The following is a 20,262-nucleotide window of genomic DNA, read 5'->3' as shown; positions in this document are numbered from 1 at the left end:
AGACATCCGTACAACCTAATGTTTTAGTTCAAATAACAAGTTAATATTCGTTTTTAATACTCTTTCTAACTGTTTTTTTTGTTTTTCAGCTTGCACTTTTTCCGCTAATGCTGATTGTTCGCATAAAACTTTAAACGTTAACCCTTCTTCGTTTTCTGTTATAGATATGGTATCAACAAGCGATCGTTGCCTTACATTTAAAGTAGCTGAAAATTGTAAAACAGCTCCTAACAGGCGGATTTTTTTTTGTTCGCTTTTATCAAACCAACCTTCAAATGGTGATAAATGTTGTTTAAATAACATTTTTGATTTATACGATGCAATAAGTGCTAGCCTTACTCGATCTTTATGCATCATGCCATCAATTGTCTTATTCGCTAATAAATAAAACGTATGTAAACGGCTCGCTTCTTCGTCTATATATTTGCCTATATTAAATACTTTCGCTGCTTGATGGAACACTTCCCAGTCTTTTATTGACATAGAAATAAGCCCTATTTCCTCAAGTTGTTTGCAAATTAGTCTTCCATGTTTAATAAGTTGAATTACAAATTCCATATCCATTTCGTATTCATGTGATAGTAAATGCAAACTTTCTTCAACTACGTTCGGATAATATGAAATCCCCAAATCTTTTGTCAACTCTTCATAGAAAACACCTTCTCTTAACCCTTTTCTACTTAATACAAATGCCGGTGCCTCTATAACATGAACAAGTGTATGAAATACTTCAACCGCTGGAATAATCGTATCCGCTCGATCTTTTGCCAATCCTTCCAATTTCTGAAGTTCTATGAACGACAATTTTCCTAATTCATCTTTTACATTTTCAATATCTTCTTCTTTCATCTTGTATAAATGTAATCCTGCTATAGGATAACATATTAAATTTTGATGGATTTTTACTAAGTTCCTCGCACTACCACCAATTGCAATAAGAGGCAATTTCTTATTGCTTAACCATGGTAACGTTCGAAATTGAAACTCTAAATACCGTTGCATTCCTTCTAACTCATCTTTAGTAGGAATATCACCTTTAATAAATTGTTGCTTTAAAGAAAGTGCCCCAAAAGGAAAACTATGGTACTCTAAAATCTCTCTATTTCTAAAGTATGTAACTTCCGTACTTCCCCCACCAATATCTACCGTTATTCCTTCTGAAAACGATGTAGAATTCATAACCGCCAAGTATCCGTAACGCGCTTCCTCATACTCTGATAATACTCTAAGAGTAAAATCCGTTTGTCCTTCAATAAGCTTTTTAATTTCCTCTTGATTCTCAGACTGTCTAATTGTTGCTGTTGCAACACAAAGTACATGATGCAACTGATGGAACCTTGTACTTTCTTGAAATTGAAATAATGTCTGTAATAATACTTCTATTCCCTCTTCATTCAACACACCATCAATTAAGTAATTCCTTAACCTAGCAACCACTTTTGTATTTTCAATCTCTTTATAAAAACCTCCATTTTTCTTTTCATAAATAACTAAACGCATTGTATTAGATCCAATATCTATAATGGCATACTGTTGTTTTAATATTTCTTTCAAACTTCTCACTCTTTCATTATCAAATTTCAAAAACATATTCTATTACTATTATACAAAATAGTTGTTTTTTGTAACAATATTGCTTTAATATTGAAAATATATACAATCACTTTTTGCATATAATAAAAACCTCTTTTATTTATGGTATAATAATGAAAAATTGAAAGGAGATTCAATATGAAACCTTCACAACCACAATCTCAATTACAAAACCAACATTCTATTAATCGACTAGCTCAATCTATTTTCGTTGTGAATCGTCATGCTAAAGCAGCTACTAATCCTAAATATTTATACTGGTTAAAAAAGACAGCTTTAGAACGTTTGATTGCTGAAAAAAAAGCAATTAAAGAAGGATTACATTTTTCTAGAAACCCACGTTTTAGCCAACAACAATCTGATGTCCTTATACGTTTAGGCGATTATTTTTTCCACATCCCTCCTACGAAAGAAGATTTTCGAATTCTACCGCATCTTGGTCATCTTGAATCCTCCTATCGAAATCCGAAAACAACCTTATCTTTAACAGTAGCAAAAAAAACACTTCAAGATTATATTGGTCCTGAAGCATTGAAACAAGAAAAAAAATTAAGTGAACCTGTTCCATGGTATAGTCGTACTTATACAAAAAAATAAAACAGTTTGGCCAAGTGTAGGCCAAACTGTTTTATTTTTTCTCTTCTTTAATTTTAATATTTGCTTGTTTATAAAAAGCTACTTTTTCTGTATTATAAGACTTTGTGAATTCATTAAATTTATCTTTTTCTGACTCAATATCCTTATAAGATTGATTTACTACTTTTACTTTTTCACTAATATCTTTTAATTTAGTACCTTTATCTTGTAACATTGTGTATAACTCTTTTTCTTGTTTTAAAGATTTATTATAGCTGTCATACATTTTATTAAATGAATCGTGTCGTTTCTCATAGGTACTTTTCACTTTATCAGCTTGATCTTTCAACTTATTATCTTCAATTTTCTTCACATACTTATCAGCTGACTTCACTTCTTCTTGAGCTTTATTTAAAGCCTCTTTTTCTTTTGTAAGTACTTTTTCTCGTTCAGTTGTATTCTTTGCTGCTTGATTCAATTTTTCTTTAACAGTTTGATTATTATCTTTTCCTTCTTGCACAATCTGGTTATATAATTCTTGTCCTTCTTTCTCTAAAGCCTCAAGTTTTTTTGCATCTTCAAACATTGTTTTTTCTTGTTTAGCAGCGTTTTCAAACGCTACATATAATTCTTCTTCTGGTTTCGGTCCAAAACAACCGGCTAATAAAGTCATTGATAATGCAGTTATAATTGCTAATTTACTATATTTCAACATCTCTTCCTCCTATTTATAAACGACCATCGTGTAATATAAAAAAGTTATAAAATATGTAATTGTTCTATACACTCGCATCTTTTTTACGAAGATCATTAATATTGTTTGTACGAATTATTACTTAATATTACATTATTCTTTTTGAAGTATTTAGCAGTTCCATATCCATCTTTAAGTATAGTTCTTCGTGTTTTTTAAAACCTGTTCACACTATGTATTACCTTAATGGCCACAGAATTTCACCTCAGTCTTAATAAGACTATAATAGTTCACCTGATAAAAGGTGATCGTTCCGCTCTCACGTCTATCATTCCCTTTCCAGCTTTCTATCAAATAATCTCTTTGTTCATTTTACACAGTACAATCGATATCTCGCAACAACTTACAAATATTCTTTTCATTTCCTAAAAAGGAAAAGTGTAGAGCTTGCTTTCCTCTACACTTTTAAAATAAAACACATTGTGCAAATTGCATTGGCACTACCATCATAATTATATGCTTATTTCATATATTTTTAAAGACTTTTATTACAAACGCAACGTTTTTTGTAATAAAAGTCAAAAAAATGTTACAAATAAAACTTCTTCCTATCATATATCTTCAAATCGAAGCTTCACTCATTTTCTTGCAAATTTCTATACTGATACAATTGATTTTGCGACTTTCTCAACAGTTCTTCAAACGTTTTTCCTTCTACTGGATAGCTAGCTGCTCCAAATAAAAGAGTGACACTGAGTAAATCACCTTCTATTTCACTTTCAATATTTTTCATTAATCTGTTTGTTATTGTTGATGTTTCATGACCATTATCAATTGCTACAATAACATACTTATTTTCATCCCACTTTGTAACAACATCTCCCTTCCGAATTGTCTTTACAATGGTACTCTCTAATTTTTGTACTAACACTCCCAATTTTTTTTCTTGCAACGTGTCTTTTAATCCTTCCCATTCTTTTACAGAAAGAATGTAAACTGTAATATTACGGGAATCTCTTTCAGATAAAGCGGCTACTTTCCCAAAAAAATCAACAACAAAATCGTTGCTTGCCATTCCTCCTACTTCCACATTCATATGCTTGTTCGCTCTTTTATCGTACCAATGTCCAAAATAATAACTTAGTATCATTTGCAGTATATAAATAATAAAGACGGTATAAAATGATCGTGAATCCAGTTTTGCAATTACATCCTGAAGTGCAATCCATTCTGTAACTGCCACTGTATTTCCAAGTAATAATCCACTAATTTTCCCTTTATGTTTCATACTTCTCCCCCTTTTATACCAATATATGTTTCTATATCAATAATGTTTTTCTACAAAATAAAAAATGTACATATGCAATGTACATTTCTGCTTAAGCTTGTATACCTTTCCTACTCTATTTCATATATATAATATATAACTTTTATAGAAAGGAGTAATCTATATGCTACACAAAGAGAATCTATCAGATGCTATGCGTTTACTAGCTGGTTTTCTATTATCATTAAAATTATTATTTACCTCTTTCGGCATACACTTTATTACAAACGATCAAATCGACGCAATTGTAAATGTTGTTTCATTTTTATTTATTCTATACTTTGGCTACAAAAATAACTATGTAGGAAAAAAAGGAATAGAGCAAAAGAAAATACTCAAAAAACACAACCTTCACTAAAAAAGGAACCTTTTGTACAGGTTCCTTTTTATCATTGCCGCACAACAACTTCATTTGTTTGCAGTGGACCATATGATATCTCTTTATCTTGAAATGTATATGTAGCCTGAAAGAATGCTTGTTTAAGAGCTTTATCTTTATTAGCTTTTATTTTGCAACGTAGTTCCACCTTTTCATTTGGTAACAAATCATCAATTCGCCACCTTACAAGCTGGAATAAAAACTCACTTATCCCCTTATCAACTTTTAAAGAATTAGGAATATAAGCAAAGTAATCTCGAATCATATGACTTACAACAACTCTCGAAATCATTTCTACCCCTTTATTTTCCACTTCAATTCGCATAATAAGTATGTCGTTTACATCGTAGGTCAATTCATACGAAAATTGTTCTGTATACATACTACCAATTTGCAATGTAACGGCTACTTGAGGAAATTCATTTTCCTTTTTCGATCCGTCAATCCACAATACTGGTTGTAGCGGTATTGAATACTTTCCTGTATCCGAAATTCGTCCCCATATTTTCATAATATATATTCACCTCATTTCAGATGTACCATACACACAATGAATTCCCCAACTTACTAAAGCTTGCTACAAGTAATGTTTAATATTTCTCTTCCTTTTATCCTATTCGACAATATGAAGAAAAAACCATTTTTCATCTATTAACAGAAGGTGTTCTTTATGAAATTTTTTTACAATTTACTTCATTTCCTTTATAGCAATATTCGTATCGCTCACTCGTTCTCTACTTATATGAAAGAATATTTTGACGGAAGAAAAAATTTGCCTTATAGTCAAATTTGACTATAATATTCTTTATGGCATATTAGTGCACTTATGGAAAAGAAATTAAAATCAACTATACATTTAAATTTTTTATCCACTGCACTCAAAACTTAATATAGTTTACTTATTTCTAAAGGAGGGTTATATTTGGAAACTCAACCATTAAAAAAAGACACCAACAAGACAAAATTTGTTGTTGCTGGTTTGCTACTTGGTATATTAATGGCCGCAATGGATAATACAATCGTTGCAACCGCAATGGCAACAATCGTTGGAGACCTAGGAGGCTTTGATAAGTTTGTTTGGGTCACATCAGCTTATATGGTAGCAACAATGGCAGGGATGCCTATCTTTGGGAAACTTTCTGATATGTACGGGCGGAAACGTTTTTATATTGGGGGCCTCATTCTTTTCTTATTCGGTTCTGCGCTTTGCGGAACAGCTTCAAGTATTGAGCAATTAAGTATTTATAGAGCTATTCAAGGTATCGGTGGTGGTGCCCTTATGCCTATCGCCTTTACAATTATGTATGATATCTTCCCACCAGAAAAACGCGGGAAGATGACAGGACTATTCGGTGCTGTTTTCGGGACATCTAGTGTATTCGGTCCTTTATTAGGTGCTTATATTACAGACTATATAAGTTGGCATTGGGTCTTCTATATCAATATTCCATTAGGACTTATCTCCTTTTTCTTCATTACTAAATACTACAGTGAGTCTCTAGAATTTAGAAAACAAAAAATTGATTGGGCTGGTGCTATTACACTTGTCATAAGTATCGTTTGCTTAATGTTCGCATTAGAACTTGGTGGTAAGGAATATGCCTGGAATTCCACTGTAATTATTGGCTTATTTACAACAGTAGTTATTACGCTTATTATTTTCTTCTTTGTAGAAAGAAAAGCAACCGAGCCTATTATTTCGTTCCATCTATTTAAAAAACCTTTATTCGCAGCTAGTCAAGGAGTTGCCTTTTTCTATGGTGCTGCTTTTATTATCTGTACAGTTTATATTCCAATCTTCATTCAAGGCGTTCTTGGAGGTTCGGCCTCTAATGCTGGATTAATTTTAACACCAATGATGGTTGGTTCTGTAATTGGAAGTCAAACAGGAGGACAATTAGCTTCTCGAACAAGCTATCGTAACATTATGATGGTATCTGGTGTCTTCTTCGTTCTTGGTATTTATTCATTAAGTACTTTAACAATGGACACACCTCGTTTACTCGTAACACTATTTATGATTCTCGCTGGGCTTGGTGTTGGCTTCTCATTCTCAGTATTAAGTATGTCTTCTATTCACAAGTTAGAAATGCGAGACCGCGGTTCGGCGACATCAACAAACTCATTCTTCCGATCACTCGGTATGACTCTTGGTGTAACGATTTTCGGTACAATTCAAAATCATATTTTTACAGATAAACTAAACTCTGTGTTCCCCCCTGAACTAGCAAAATTAGCTCCAAAAGGCGGAGACACAAGTTTCTTATTATCACCAGGCGCTACCGCAAAAATTCCTGCTGAAATATTAGCGGGTATTAAAGAAGCTCTCGCTACATCTATTGCGAACACATTCTTCTGGGCACTCATCCCGGCTGTACTAAGTGTTATTTGTATTTTACTAATGGGAAATGAACGCCTTTTTACAGGCCCTAAAAAGAAAGAAAAACAAAAGCAAGTCAGTTAATATAAAAAAGAAGCGGCATATCCCTTTATGAAAAAGGATATGCCGTTTATAATATGTATAAAGTTTTTATATACAGGAGTTGAGACAGCATGAGCATGAAATTAGTCATTCTCGGCTTGCTACTCGAAGGAGATAAACATCCATATGAAGTGCAGCATATTATGAAAGAACGACAAATGGATTGTTATATTAAATATGCTAAAGGATCACTTTATTACGCTTTCGAGCAATTAGAAAAGCAAGGCGCAATTCACATTACAAATGTAATTAGAGACACAAACCGACCTGACAAAACGATTTTTCATATAACAGAAGAAGGCAAAAAACTATTCCACACTTTACTATTAAAACAATTCGAAGCAAAAAACCAAATATATAAACCTATTTATTCAGCCCTATCTTTCGCTCACTTTAGCAATGATCATGAATTAGTTCCTATTTTAGAAAAAAAGAAAAATGATACTCTTCAATATTTACATACTATGCAAACGATATATGATTGTAATAAAGGAAAGGTTCCACGTGCACAACTATATATCTTGCAAAGTGTAATTGAGCATATTACAGTTGAATTACAATGGCTAAACACCCTCCTTAAAGATGCTATAGCAGGCCGACTTTCAGAAGTTGCTATAGATGAAAATTGAGCTATGAAAGAAGACATCCCTACTTCTTTCATAGCTCAATTTCTCTTTTTATACTGTAATATTATTAGTTACTTCAGAATAAAAAGTCAGAATAATAAGAAATAAAAACTTTGGAATTTTCTTATTTTAAAACAGTAGACAAAATTCCAAAAATTGTGTTAGAATTTGTTTCAATATCATATCGCTTGTTAAATTCCTTTCAAAAGGAAAATAGGTACACGAACATTTCGTTTCGTGTTTAAAAGGGAAGCTTGGTGAAACTCCAACACGGTCCCGCCACTGTAAATGCTGAGATTTCTTTTTGGTGCCACTGTGAAAACGGGAAGGTGAAAGAAATTATATGAAGCATAAGTCAGGAGACCTGCCTGTTTTAACAACACTGATAGATTCACGGATGATGATGAGGTGTTAAAACAAAAAGGAAGGCTTATTTTCTATGTCTTTGCACTTTTTGTTATAAGTATTTCCTAGTAAACGGAAATGCTTACTTTCAATTAGGGAGGAATTTAAAATGGCAATTCAAACAAGTAACTTAGGTTATCCACGTATCGGACTACAACGAGAGTGGAAAAAAACATTGGAAGCTTTTTGGTCCAATAAAATTGATGAAGAACAATTTTTAACAACAATGAAAGAAATTCGCCTTCAACACGTAAAAGTACAGCAAGAAAAAGGGATTGAACTCATTCCAATTGGCGACTTTACATATTATGATCACGTTTTGGATACTGCCTATATGCTAGGATTTATCCCATCACGTTTTTCTGAGTTTACATCTTACCTTGATGTATATTTCGCAATGGCGCGTGGCTCTAAAAATCACGTAGCTTCCGAAATGACAAAATGGTTTAACACAAACTATCACTATATCGTTCCTGAATATGAAGAGGGATTACAAATCTCTTTAAAAGATAATCGTCCACTTCGCTTATACGAAGAGGCAAAACAAGAATTAGGAGTAGATGGAAAGCCTGTTATTTTAGGTCCATATACTTTCTTAAAATTAGCTAAAGGCTATACACAAGAACAATTCCCTTCCATTTTAAAACAGTTAGTTGCACCTTACGTACAACTGCTTTCAGAACTACATGCAGCTGGTGCACAAGCCATTCAAGTTGATGAACCAATTTTCGCTTCTTTAACGAAAGAAGAAGTTCAACAAGCAAAAGAAATTTATGAAGCTATTCGTAAAGAAGTTCCAAATGCGACTCTTCTTTTACAAACATATTTTGATAGCGTGGAAGAAAACTATGAAGAAATTATTACATTCCCGGTATCCAGTATTGGATTAGATTTCATTCATGGTAAAGAAGGTAATTTAAATGCTATTTCAAAATATGGATTCCCAGCTGATAAAACTTTAGCTGTCGGTTGTATAGATGGCCGTAACATTTGGAGAGCTGACCTTGATGAAGTTCTTGAGTTATTTACAACGTTACAAAAACAAGTCCAAACGAAAGATTTCATCGTTCAGCCTTCTTGTAGCTTATTGCATACACCGATCGATAAAACAGAAGAAACTCACTTATCGACTGAGCTATTTGATGCATTAGCATTTGCAAATCAAAAATTAGAAGAGTTAGTTCTTATTCATTCCGCTCTCACTCAAGGTACAGAAAGCATTAGTACTGAGCTGGAAACATATCGAAACGTACATCATACAATTCGCTCATCTGCTGCACGTAACCGAGAAGATGTCAAAGCAGCACGAACAGCACTAAAAGAAGAAGATTTTTCACGTCCTCTTCCATTTGAAAAACGATACGAATTACAACAAGTTGCCCTGGAGTTACCACTATTACCAACAACGACTATTGGTAGCTTCCCGCAAACAACTGAAGTTCGTCAAACGCGAAAAGAATGGCGTAACGGTGTTATTTCAAATGAACAATATGAACAATTTATTGAAAAAGAGACAGAAAAATGGATTCGTTACCAAGAAGAAATTGGGCTTGATGTCCTTGTACATGGTGAATTTGAAAGAACTGACATGGTCGAATATTTTGGTGAGCGCCTTGCTGGTTTCTCATTCACTAAAAACGGTTGGGTACAATCATACGGTTCCCGCTGCGTAAAACCACCTGTTATTTATGGTGATGTAGCCTTTATTAACGGCATGACTATTAAGGAAACAGTTTATGCACAAAGCTTAACGGAGAAAGTTGTAAAAGGAATGTTAACTGGACCTGTTACGATTTTAAATTGGTCCTTCGTTCGAAATGACATTCCAAGAAAAGAAGTTTCGTATCAAATTGCACTAGCTCTTCGTCACGAAATTGAACTACTTGAATCTTCCGGAATTAGAGTAATCCAAGTCGATGAACCAGCACTTCGTGAAGGAATGCCACTAAAAGAAAAAGATTGGGATGCTTATATTACATGGGCAGTACAATCCTTCCTTTTAGCAACTTCTTCTGTAGCAAATGAAACACAAATTCATACTCATATGTGTTACAGTAACTTCGAAGATATTGTTGACGCGATTCGCGCATTAGATGCAGATGTAATTTCTATCGAAACATCAAGAAGTCACGGAGAATTTATTGATACATTAAAACATACAACATATGAAAAAGGCATCGGCCTAGGTGTATATGATATTCATAGCCCACGTGTACCGAGTAAAGATGAAATGTATAAAATCGTAGAACAATCTTTAGAAGTATGCGATCCTAAATATTTCTGGATTAATCCTGATTGTGGTTTAAAAACGAGAAGAACAGAAGAAGTTATTCCAGCTTTAGAACATATGGTGCAAGCAGCGAAAGATGCTCGTTCCCTTTTAAAAACAAACGCATAACAAAAATGGGTTATCCTTTTCTCAGGATAACCCATTTTTTATTCTTTACTTTCAAAGAAGAATTCGTATTGTATTTTATATAATTCATCATCCGTTGGCTCTTCAAGAGGAATTGCTTGTAAGACAACTGTATACTCACCATTTGGAATAGATATTTGAAATTTGTTTGAAAGAATACTCGTTATAATGATACTTTCATTTTCAACCGTAAAAGGAACCGTAATCGTTCTAACCACTTCTTCTTTTTCAATATGTTTCCCTGGGGTCACTTTCACTTCACAAGTATAATCAGAAAGTGCTTCAAAAATAACAGTTCCCTCTGCCTCAGCATAACCTCTTTCAAAATCTTCATCCGTCCAGTCTACATAAGGCTGCTCACCGTCATAGTTCATCAACATTAATTGCGAATAAGAAATTGTTAACTCCATAGTTCCCCTTCTCCTTCATCATGAAATGTACAAATACTACTTCACTTCAAACTTCACACGCGTACCATCTGGATATTTATCTAACTTATTCCCTACCCAAGAGCCTGCTCCCCGGTTATCCGCCGGACTTATATATTCAATATGTGCTCCTTTTCCGCCTTCCTTGCACATCGCCATTGGCCATTCATCACGATCATACCCTTTTTTTGATGGATACGGTGCTAACGACAATTTCCTTCTATCTGCAGCACCACCACGATCGATTGTACAAACTTCTGAATGCCCTTCTTTTATAGCATCCGTAATATGTTTTCCTGTCTCTGGATAACGTTCTTTCGGAAATTCTAACACTTGATCATACGTATTCGTTTTCTTTACACTTGTTTCCTCTGGCACAAGTACTTCATAAACTGCTACTAAAATAGACAGAATTGCGATAATTGAAATGATAATACCTTTTAATTGCTTCATGTATACCTCCATGTTTCTACCAGTTTCTTTTCCTCAGTTATTATAACAAACTTCTCCTGTATATGTTTTCAGACATTATTTTAGTTATTCCTTGCCATTCCGCCAAAAAATTTCATTTTTTCACTAATGCTGTAGAAAACTAATAGCCTTCCGACATTCTTTTTCAAAGGAAGTCCTCATAAAAGATTGAAATGATATATACGATACTTTTTGGGGAGGAAATATCATGGAAGCTACCTATAAAACGAAAGATGTCACGAATAAAACAGGCATCCCAAAACATATAGTCCGCAAATATAGTCAACTGTTAGAGGAACATGGTTATATGATTTCTAAAACAGCTGATGCTCGTATTTATAAACTTGATGATTTAAAACTATTGAAATCTATACATGAAAGAGCTGCCACATTACAAGAAGATATTTCAGAAACGATACCGATTATTTTAAAAGAAAAAGAGGCCCCACCTGTACCAGTTATACAAGATAAGCAAGAGATACAACCGAAAGAAAAAGAAGATGGGCGTAACTTTGAGGAGTTCATGTTGAAACTTGAAATGCTAGCTCAATTAAATGAAGCAATTATTCATCAAAATTCTACTCTAATTACACAAAATCGTTTAAAGGATGAAAAACTAGATGAATTGATGCAACAAGTGTATGTAAAAGAAGGCTCTCAAGAAAAAATGCTTCAAGAATTAGTCGAGCACGCCGCTCAAACAGATGCATTGCAAAAAGAAAAAATGGACTTATTAATGAATCATATGTATAAACGAGAATCCAAACAAGAAGAAAAAATGAATAAACTTGTTAGTCAAATTTATAACAAGGACAGTAATCGTGATGCACAGCTTATGCAAGTTATTCGAGAAATTCAAGAAACAAAAAGAATGGTCGCTGCCTCAAAAGAGCAAAGCTTCTTTCAATCATTTAAAAGTTTATTTAGCCGAGCAAAACAAGAAAAAACAAATGAATAAACAATATAAAATAAAAAGTTACCTTCCATCGGTAACTTTTATTCCTTATTTTGTACAGCTGGTAATATAATAATTGCTTCAGTGCCTTTTCCACTTTCACTCTTATATTCCAATGTACCATTATGCGCTTGTAAAATACTAAATGTTACCATAAGCCCTAATCCTGTCCCTTTTTCTTTTAAAGAATAATATGGTTGCCCCAGCCTTGCTAACTGTTCTTTCGTCATACCAACACCACTATCTTTAACTCTTATTATGATTGTTTCGTCTTTTTGAATAGCTGTTACTTTTAAATATCCTTTATTTCCTTGAATTGCTTCAATACCATTTTTAACAACATTCATAATAGCTTGCTTCAATTTTGTCTTATCACCAATCGTATAAAGACTTTCTGAAATTTCAACTTGTAAATATACACCTTGCATCGCTGCAAATGACGACATAAGAGTGGTCATTTCTATTAATTGGGCTGATAAACAAATGTGTTCTTTTTTCTCAATTTGCGGCCTTGCTAAATTCAAGTAATCTGAAATAATTTGTTCCGCCCGATCCAATTCAGCTAATACGAGACGCATATAATCCTTATTCTTCACATCTTCCGTACTTTCTAGCAATTGGATAAATCCACGAACAACAGTAAGTGGATTTCGAACTTCATGTGCCACACTTGCTGCTAACTCACTTACAATATTAAGCTTTTCTGATTTTTGCATCTCTGTACGTAGCAATGCATTTTCGTTTAAATATTCAGTTAAATACACCTGAAATACCATTGTCATGACCATGATAAGCGAGGCAAATATAAATCCGCTATATATTTGCGAAATATACGGTGTAAATCCTGTTTCCAAAAGAACATTAATCATGCCTAATACTAAAGAAACAAGCACATAAAATGATGAAATCATAAATGCTAAAATTAATTTCTTATCTCTTGAAAAAAGAGACCATTTCTTTGATAAAAATAGCGGAACTATCAATAGAAATGTTACTTCTAAAACTGGAAGAAAGCTCATTCCCTTTAGTAACCATTCATATGCAACAAAAATAACCGCTGGGATTAAACCAACAATCCCACCATATAAAAAACCACTGACAATTGGAATTGGGTGAAAGTTATACCCACACACATTGCCAAAACAAATAGAGTATGTCATGGAGAGAACGAGCGTAACGCTAGATAAAAACATAATAAAGTAACGATTTGGCTTCGGAGGCATTTCTTGATAGCGATTTAAACGAATCGCTTCATATAAAAATAGTGGTAAAATTATGATGGCAATTTGAATCAACAAATCACGGATAAGCTCCATAACCTCTCATCCCCTATATGTATTTTGATATGATTATATCATTTTATAGGTTTATTTGTTTTAAAATTTTGATTTTTCTTAACATATTTGTTAATTCTTTGTTAACAACTCATAATAATTGTTACAGATTTTCGAAATGATTGTAAACCCTGTACCAAATTTCCTTCGTGCAGTATACAATGAATACGGATTACAAAGAAAATGTAAAAATACTTTTTTAGACGGACAACTATAGCAAAATACAGCATATAATCCATACTATCTATGTTTACAAATAAGTGATCATTACTTTAGTAGGAGGAAGATAAATATGGCGGGTACTACGCTTGTTTTAAAAGAAGAAAATTTGGTTGTTCTAGAAAATGTTGAAAAATCAGTATATGAAGAGTTACAGCATAAAGCAGGAGATGAAGATTGCACATGTGCTGTGAACGAATCAGTTGTTCACCTTGGCAAGGTATCCTCTGTACTCTGGAATGAAGATGAAATAGATTGGGAATACGGATATTAAAAAGTCGCTTATAGCGGCTTTTTTTCTTTTCTCTCTCTTTCTAAATTACATATACAAAGCGCAATCATAGAAAATATGATAAAATGAACTTAATTTTCAAACGGAAGAAAGGGAGATACAATGGAACAATTCATTAACCCTAGAGTGAAGGATATCCAAATTTCTGGAATCCGTCAATTCTCTAACATGATTCAAAACTATGATAATTTGATTTCTTTAACAATCGGACAACCCGATTTCCCTACACCTTCTCTCGTAAAAGAAGCGGCAAAACGGGCTATTACAGAAAACTATACCAGCTATACACATAACGCTGGTTTACTAGAATTACGTAAGGCAGCTTGTAACTTCGTAAAAGATAACTACGATTTACATTACTCACCTGAAAACGAAACCATCGTTACAATTGGTGCTAGCGAAGCAATTGATGTTGCATTCCGAACGATTTTAGAGCCAGGAACAGAAGTAATTTTACCTGCTCCTATTTATCCAGGTTACGAACCTATTATTCGATTATGCGGTGCAACGCCCATTTTTGTAGATGTTCGTGAAACTGGATTCCGTTTAACAGCTGACGCGCTAAAAAATGCTATTACAGAAAAAACAAGATGTATCGTACTACCATATCCTTCTAACCCAACTGGTGTAACTTTATCCACAGAAGAATTAAAAGATATTGTAGATGTTTTAAAAGATAAAAATATTTTCGTCCTTTCAGATGAAATTTATAGCGAGCTTGTGTATGAACAAAAGCATACATCTATCGCTCATTTCCCAGAAATGCGTGAAAAGACAATTGTCATTAACGGTTTATCTAAATCACATTCTATGACTGGCTGGCGTGTTGGACTTTTATTCGCACCAAGCTATTTAGCAGGACACATATTAAAAGTTCATCAATACAATGTAACGTGTGCTACTTCAATCGCTCAATACGCTGCGATTGAAGCATTAACAGCTGCTAAAGACGCACCCAAAATGATGCGCCACCAATATAAAAAACGCCGTGATTACGTATATAATAGACTCACTCAAATGGGATTAGCAGTTGAAAAGCCAACAGGTGCATTTTACTTATTCCCATATGTTGGTCATTTGACATCTTCATCATTTGATTTTGCACTTGATCTTGTCAAAGAAGCTGGACTAGCTGTAGTTCCTGGAACAGCATTCTCTGAATACGGTGAAGGCTACCTTCGCTTGTCCTATGCGTATAGTATCGAAACTTTAAAAGAAGGCTGCGACCGATTAGAAGCCTTTCTAAAGAAAAAAGCTAAGAGTTAAACTCTTAGCTTTTTTCTGCATAATGATCACAAGTTTGACGTTTTAGTAATTTATGAGGAATAATGATACACTTTGCAGTGGATTCTGCATTCTCTACTTTATCAACTAAAGCTTTCGCTGCCTCATATCCTAGCTGATAAATATTCACATCAACTGTCGAAAGTGGAGGGCTCGCAATTTCTGATAATAAAGCATTATTAAAGCTTACAATAGAAACATCCTTCGGTACAACGAATCCTTTTTTAGAAAGAGCACTTAACACACCAAGTCCAATTAAGTCATCCGTTGCCATAATTGCCGTCGGCGGTTGCTGCAGTCCCATTAATTCCTCAACGGCTTGTTGACCACTTTCCCTCGAAAAATCAAAATGTAAAATATATTCTTTTGGTAATACAATGTCTGCTAATTTCAAGGCATCACTCATACCAGCTAAACGATCTCTCGTTACAAGTAAATCTGATCCACCACCAATGAACGCGATTTGCTTATGCCCTAATGAAATTAAATATTCTGCCACTTCTCTTGCAGCTGTATAATTGTCATTATCTACATATGTAATTTCATCTTTTCGATCATATGGTTTTCCTATTAAAACAAACGGGAAATTCTGTTCATGTAAATATTGAATAATCCGATCATTCTCCCTTGAATATAAAAGAATAATGCCACCAATTTGGCGTCCCTGTACCATCTTTACGACACCATTAAAAATTTCTTCTTCCGTTTCACCTGTCGACATGTAAAGCGCATAACCTTCTACGTGTGCAAATGAACTAATCCCTCTTATAACTTCTGGGAAAAATGGATTTTGAAAAGCTTTACTTGCAGAACTTGGCATAACAAGACCAAGTGTTTTCGTCGTTTGGTTCGCAAGATTTCTCGCATTTAAATTGGGATGATACCCTAATTCACTCATCACTTTCCTAACACGGCGCTTTGTCTTTTCACTTATACTTGGATTATCAGCAATTACACGAGAAACTGTTGATGGTGCAACATTCGCTTGCTTCGCCACATCTTTAATTGTAACTGTCATAAAAATCCCCCTCCTCTCATTTCTCTGTCATTTTTCATATATTTTATCTCGCATTCATTGCAAGTCATAAACTTTCATTTCTTATATCTTGCAAAACTAATCCTATTCTCCCTCTTCATGTATTGTAAGGGATATAGCTATTTTTTCCTATACTATAATATACTATTTATTTCACTTCTTTTCACATGTGATGTCAAATCTCTTTTCATCTCCCTATAAAGTTATTTATAGGGAGATGAAAAGAAAAATGGGACATAATGTCCCATTTTTCATCCTTTTGTACCTCCAGCTGTTAAACCGGAAACAAAATATTTTTGTAGTGATAGGAATAAAATTGAAATCGGAATCGCAATTAACACTGAACCCGCTGCAAACGTTGTAAATTCATTACCGAATTTTTTCGCAACCATTTCATATAATCCAACTGCTAAAGTATAATTTTCTGGTGTTCGCAAAATAATACTCGCTAAAATGAAATCTGTAAATGGACCAATGAAAGTAAATAATGCTACAACCGCTACGATTGGCTTTGCAAGTGGCATAATGATTTGCCAGAAAATACGGAAATGCCCTGCTCCATCCATTCGAGCTGATTCATCCAACTCTTTCGGAATCGTATCAAAATACCCTTTCATAAGCCATGTATTCATCGGAATTGCTCCGCCCACATAAATTAAAATTAATGCAAGGTGTGTATCAAGTAATCCTGTTAACTGAGCTAATATATATAGTGCGATTAACGCTGCAAAATTCGGGATCATTTGCAGAATTAAAAATGTTAATAAACCATTCTTTCTTCCAACAAAACGATATCTCGAAAATGCATAAGCAGTAAAACTAATGGCTAGTACAGAGAAAATCATCGTCATTACGCTAACTTTCAAAGTATTTTTATACCAAAGTAAGTAATTACTTGAATCGAGATCAAGTAGCTTGCGATAATGATCTAATGTGGCATTTTTCGGAATAATACTTGATCCAGATAAACTATCACCTGGATTAAACGATGAGCCAATTATCCATAGTAATGGATAGAAAACAATCGCACACATTATGAAGATAACTAAATAACTTAATGAAAGACGTAGCATCTTTTGTCGTTTAATATTCATTTACATCATATCCTCTTCTTGGAATGATTTTGTTCTCTTAAATTGCCATAACGCAACTGTAATAACGATTAACGATAAAATCATTGTAAGAGCTGCTGCTTTGCCGTATTGAGCCGAAGTCATCGTTAACTTATAGATCCATGAAATTAAAATATCCGTTCCACCTGCATTTTGTCCAGACACAGCAGGTCCCCCGTTATTAAATAGATAAATAATACTAAAATTATTAAAGTTAAACGTATATTGCGTAATTAATATTGGCGCTGTTGCATATAACACAAGTGGCAATGTAATTTTGCGGAACTGTTGCCAAGCAGTTGCTCCGTCTACTGTAGCCGCTTCATATAATTCTCCTGGAATCGATTGCAGTATACCTGTTGTCATCGCAAAGACGAACGGGAAACCAAGCCACGTTTGAATCATAATTAAAGCAATCTTTGACCAAAACGGGTCTGTCATCCAAGCAATCTTTTCAATCCCGAATAAAGCTAATACTTGGTTATTAATTGCTCCAAATGTTTCATTAAACATACCAGCAAATACAAGAATAGATACGAATGCTGGAACAGCCCACGGTAAAATAAAGATTGTTCGAATAATTGCCTTACCTTTAATACCAGGCTGATTTACGATAATCGCTAAAAAAATACCAAGTGCAACTTGTAATGTTGTTGCAACGAATGTCCAAATGACAGTCCAAGAAAATACACTTAAAAATGTATCTCTCCACATCGGTAATGTGAAAATATCAATAAAGTTTTTAAAGCCCACCCAATCTACTAATTTAGCTGGAGGAGAATGATATAAATCATAGTTTGTAAATCCAATTAAAATTACGAAGATGATTGGAAATACGACAACAAAGATAAGTAGTAGAAAACCTGGTGAAACCATTAAATAAGGAAAGCCTTGATCTAACAAATTACGGTATTGCTCTTTTACAGAATTTAACGGTGTTCCAATATCACGTTTCTTCCCATTTTGATATGCATCATATAAGTTAAATGCATATATGCCAAGCCCAAAAGCGATAACGATAAGTGCCAAGATCCCTTCTACTAATAGAAAGACGGAATGGTCACGTGGAACTTCTGTACCGAGCGTTACAATGCCCCATAATCCCATATTTAATAAATCAGCAAAGGCTACAATAAATGAACCTGTTAATACTAGAAAAATAAGACCTTTTACAAATTGTTTATTATACATTTGGCCCACGCCTGGAATGATTGATAACATGGTTGCCACTTTCCTATGCTTTGAATCATTTAACCCCTTTGCAGGTTCCATAGATGTTTGCATGTTCCTTCCCCCTTTTTTCTTCCTACATGGAAGGGAGAGAATTCGTGCCCCTCATATTAGAGGCACGAATTTCACCTTATTTTTTCTTACTATGATTTGCCTCAATATTACCTTTAATTTGTTTCACTGCACTATCAAGTGCGGATTTTGGTGCTTCTTTATCTGATACAACTAATTGAAGCGCATCTCCAGCTGGTTTCCAAACTTCTTGCATTTCTGGAATGTTTGGCATTGGAATTCCATTTTCAGATTGTGTCGCAACCGCTTTTGCAGCCTCATTTTCTTTAATGATTGGATCTTCCATTACTGATTTTACTGGTGGAATTTCTTTCGTTTTCTCAAAGCGAATTTTAGCATTTTCTTCATTTGTAACCCACTCAGTAAATTTTGTAGCTAAATCATTTTGTTTAGAGAAGCTTGTTACATGCCATCCTTTTACGCCAACGAACGTTTTCATCGGTTGACCATTTGGTAATTTCGGCATTGGAGCAACACCATAGTCTATTCCAGCCTTTTCCATCGCTTGGAATGCCCATGGACCATTCATAATAGATGCTGCTTTTCCTTCATTAAATAATCCATCTGCAGCTGAACCACCAGATTCACCGATAATACCTTTCGGGAATAACTTTTCTTTATACCATTTTTGAATATATTCAGCACCTTGTACCGCACCGCTATTATTTAATCCAATATCATTTGCATTTGGCTTTCCATCTTTTTCACCAAATACATAACCACCCATACCTGCCATAAATGCATTAGCAAAGTAGAAGTTATCTCCTAGTGCTAAAAATCCGTATTTTCCATCTTTCGTAAAGTCTTTTGAGAAGTTAAACAGTTCATCCATCGTTTCCGGCGCTTTTTGCATCATTTTTTTATTATAAATAAAGATTGGTGTTTCAATCGCTTTTGGTAAACCATATATTTTTCCGTTATATGTTTGTGCTTCTATTGATAAATCTGTAAATTTACTTTTTACTGTATCATCTACTTTCACTTCTGAAAGTAGCCCTTCTGTTACCGCATTACCAATATGATCATGTGGCAATGTTACAACATCTGGCCCTGTGCCAGCTGGACCGTCGAGACGAAGTTTTTCTATTTGTTTCGTCATCTGAACCTCTTCAACTTTTACTTTCACATTATATTTCTTTTCAAAACTTTTCACCGCTGGCTCTAGACCCACACCTTTTTTCTCATCTTCCCAAACAAGAAGATCATAATCTTTTTTCGCTTTACTTTCCTCTTTTTTCCCTGAATCTTTCGGTCCACATGCAGATAACATACCAATAGATAATGCTGAAACCGTTAATAATGATAATGCTTTCTTCATCCCAAAAACCTCC

General features: G+C 34.0%; 19 protein-coding genes and 1 riboswitch. Of the genes, 8 read left to right on the top strand and 11 right to left on the bottom strand.

Translation table 11 applies throughout. The annotated features are described in order from the left end of the window. Positions 1–15: 15 nt before the first annotated feature. Positions 16–1,590: a Ppx/GppA family phosphatase gene (locus BM089_RS13755; protein WP_071713521.1), complete on the bottom strand. Its 1,575-nt coding sequence runs from the start codon at positions 1,588–1,590 to the stop codon at positions 16–18. A gap of 141 nt (positions 1,591–1,731) precedes the next feature. Here BM089_RS13755 and BM089_RS13750 point away from each other — a divergent pair, with 141 nt between their 5' ends. After that, the gene (locus BM089_RS13750; RefSeq protein WP_000804864.1) at positions 1,732–2,190 is read left to right on the top strand and encodes a YkyB family protein; all 459 of its coding nucleotides are present in this window, start codon (positions 1,732–1,734) and stop codon (positions 2,188–2,190) included. 31 nt (positions 2,191–2,221) lie between these two features. Here BM089_RS13750 and BM089_RS13745 read toward each other — a convergent pair whose 3' ends face one another. After that, positions 2,222–2,884: a YkyA family protein gene (locus BM089_RS13745; RefSeq protein ID WP_000922465.1), complete on the bottom strand. Its 663-nt coding sequence runs from the start codon at positions 2,882–2,884 to the stop codon at positions 2,222–2,224. Positions 2,885–3,497: 613 nt separating this feature from the next. Beyond that, a complete protein-coding gene (locus tag BM089_RS13740; RefSeq protein WP_090977159.1) occupies positions 3,498–4,151 on the bottom strand; it encodes a diguanylate cyclase domain-containing protein in 654 nt (217 codons plus the stop codon). A 163-nt stretch (positions 4,152–4,314) separates the two neighbouring features. Here BM089_RS13740 and BM089_RS13735 point away from each other — a divergent pair, with 163 nt between their 5' ends. Then, positions 4,315–4,548 carry an SPP1 phage holin family protein gene (locus BM089_RS13735; protein ID WP_090977157.1) on the top strand — a complete coding sequence of 78 codons (234 nt, stop codon included), beginning with the start codon at positions 4,315–4,317 and terminating at the stop codon, positions 4,546–4,548. 31 nt (positions 4,549–4,579) lie between these two features. Here the strand turns inward: BM089_RS13735 and BM089_RS13730 are convergent, their stop codons facing one another. Next, positions 4,580–5,080: a hypothetical protein gene (locus BM089_RS13730; RefSeq protein WP_000708119.1), complete on the bottom strand. Its 501-nt coding sequence runs from the start codon at positions 5,078–5,080 to the stop codon at positions 4,580–4,582. Between the two features lie 411 nt (positions 5,081–5,491). Here BM089_RS13730 and BM089_RS13725 point away from each other — a divergent pair, with 411 nt between their 5' ends. From BM089_RS13725 to metE, 3 genes are all read left to right on the top strand, one after another. Then, entirely contained in the window at positions 5,492–7,033 is a 1,542-nt protein-coding gene (locus BM089_RS13725; protein ID WP_090977155.1) for an MDR family MFS transporter, read from the top strand. Between the two features lie 89 nt (positions 7,034–7,122). Beyond that, positions 7,123–7,680 carry a PadR family transcriptional regulator gene (locus BM089_RS13720; RefSeq protein ID WP_000062063.1) on the top strand — a complete coding sequence of 186 codons (558 nt, stop codon included), beginning with the start codon at positions 7,123–7,125 and terminating at the stop codon, positions 7,678–7,680. Between the two features lie 195 nt (positions 7,681–7,875). Further along, a riboswitch (cobalamin riboswitch) is annotated at positions 7,876–8,064 on the top strand. A 127-nt stretch (positions 8,065–8,191) separates the two neighbouring features. Then, the gene (gene metE, locus BM089_RS13715; protein WP_001007615.1) at positions 8,192–10,480 is read left to right on the top strand and encodes a 5-methyltetrahydropteroyltriglutamate--homocysteine S-methyltransferase; all 2,289 of its coding nucleotides are present in this window, start codon (positions 8,192–8,194) and stop codon (positions 10,478–10,480) included. Positions 10,481–10,518: 38 nt separating this feature from the next. Here the strand turns inward: metE and BM089_RS13710 are convergent, their stop codons facing one another. Together BM089_RS13710 and nucA are read right to left on the bottom strand one after the other, a co-directional pair. Then, entirely contained in the window at positions 10,519–10,908 is a 390-nt protein-coding gene (locus BM089_RS13710) for a competence protein ComJ (protein ID WP_000424023.1), read from the bottom strand. 36 nt (positions 10,909–10,944) lie between these two features. Beyond that, positions 10,945–11,379: a DNA-entry nuclease gene (gene nucA / locus BM089_RS13705; RefSeq protein ID WP_000811494.1), complete on the bottom strand. Its 435-nt coding sequence runs from the start codon at positions 11,377–11,379 to the stop codon at positions 10,945–10,947. 226 nt (positions 11,380–11,605) lie between these two features. On the opposite strand from nucA, the gene BM089_RS13695 reads away from it, so the two are divergent. After that, on the top strand, positions 11,606–12,355 hold the full coding sequence (locus BM089_RS13695) for a DUF3967 domain-containing protein (RefSeq protein WP_000388467.1): 750 nt from the start codon (positions 11,606–11,608) through the stop codon (positions 12,353–12,355). A 38-nt stretch (positions 12,356–12,393) separates the two neighbouring features. On the opposite strand, the gene kinB is transcribed toward BM089_RS13695, so the two are convergent. Further along, a complete protein-coding gene (gene kinB, locus BM089_RS13690) occupies positions 12,394–13,668 on the bottom strand; it encodes a sporulation sensor histidine kinase KinB (protein WP_000420372.1) in 1,275 nt (424 codons plus the stop codon). A 310-nt stretch (positions 13,669–13,978) separates the two neighbouring features. On the opposite strand from kinB, the gene BM089_RS13685 reads away from it, so the two are divergent. Both BM089_RS13685 and BM089_RS13680 read left to right on the top strand, forming a co-directional pair. Next, positions 13,979–14,179: a hypothetical protein gene (locus BM089_RS13685; protein WP_000929276.1), complete on the top strand. Its 201-nt coding sequence runs from the start codon at positions 13,979–13,981 to the stop codon at positions 14,177–14,179. 120 nt (positions 14,180–14,299) lie between these two features. Beyond that, on the top strand, positions 14,300–15,463 hold the full coding sequence (locus BM089_RS13680; RefSeq protein ID WP_023522939.1) for an aminotransferase A: 1,164 nt from the start codon (positions 14,300–14,302) through the stop codon (positions 15,461–15,463). A 4-nt stretch (positions 15,464–15,467) separates the two neighbouring features. On the opposite strand, the gene malR is transcribed toward BM089_RS13680, so the two are convergent. The 4 genes from malR to BM089_RS13660 all read right to left on the bottom strand — a co-directional run bounded on the left by malR (position 15,468) and on the right by BM089_RS13660 (position 20,249). Beyond that, a complete protein-coding gene (malR, locus tag BM089_RS13675) occupies positions 15,468–16,499 on the bottom strand; it encodes a maltose operon transcriptional repressor MalR (RefSeq protein ID WP_016512354.1) in 1,032 nt (343 codons plus the stop codon). 269 nt (positions 16,500–16,768) lie between these two features. After that, positions 16,769–17,611, bottom strand: coding sequence for a maltosaccharide ABC transporter permease MalD (gene malD, locus BM089_RS13670; RefSeq protein WP_001022603.1), 843 nt, complete (start codon positions 17,609–17,611; stop codon positions 16,769–16,771). Continuing rightward, positions 17,612–18,913, bottom strand: coding sequence for a maltosaccharide ABC transporter permease MalC (malC, locus tag BM089_RS13665; RefSeq protein ID WP_001194982.1), 1,302 nt, complete (start codon positions 18,911–18,913; stop codon positions 17,612–17,614). 76 nt (positions 18,914–18,989) lie between these two features. Then, positions 18,990–20,249, bottom strand: a complete 1,260-nt coding sequence (locus BM089_RS13660) for an extracellular solute-binding protein (RefSeq protein WP_000709931.1) — start codon at positions 20,247–20,249, stop codon at positions 18,990–18,992. Positions 20,250–20,262: the final 13 nt, after the last annotated feature.

Origin of the sequence: Bacillus sp. 5mfcol3.1 (assembly GCF_900114335.1) — a bacterium.
Lineage (GTDB): Bacteria > Bacillota > Bacilli > Bacillales > Bacillaceae_G > Bacillus_A > Bacillus_A thuringiensis_S.
The sequence above is the reverse complement of the archived record's forward strand: the minus strand, read 5'-3'. Positions and strand labels throughout refer to the sequence as shown.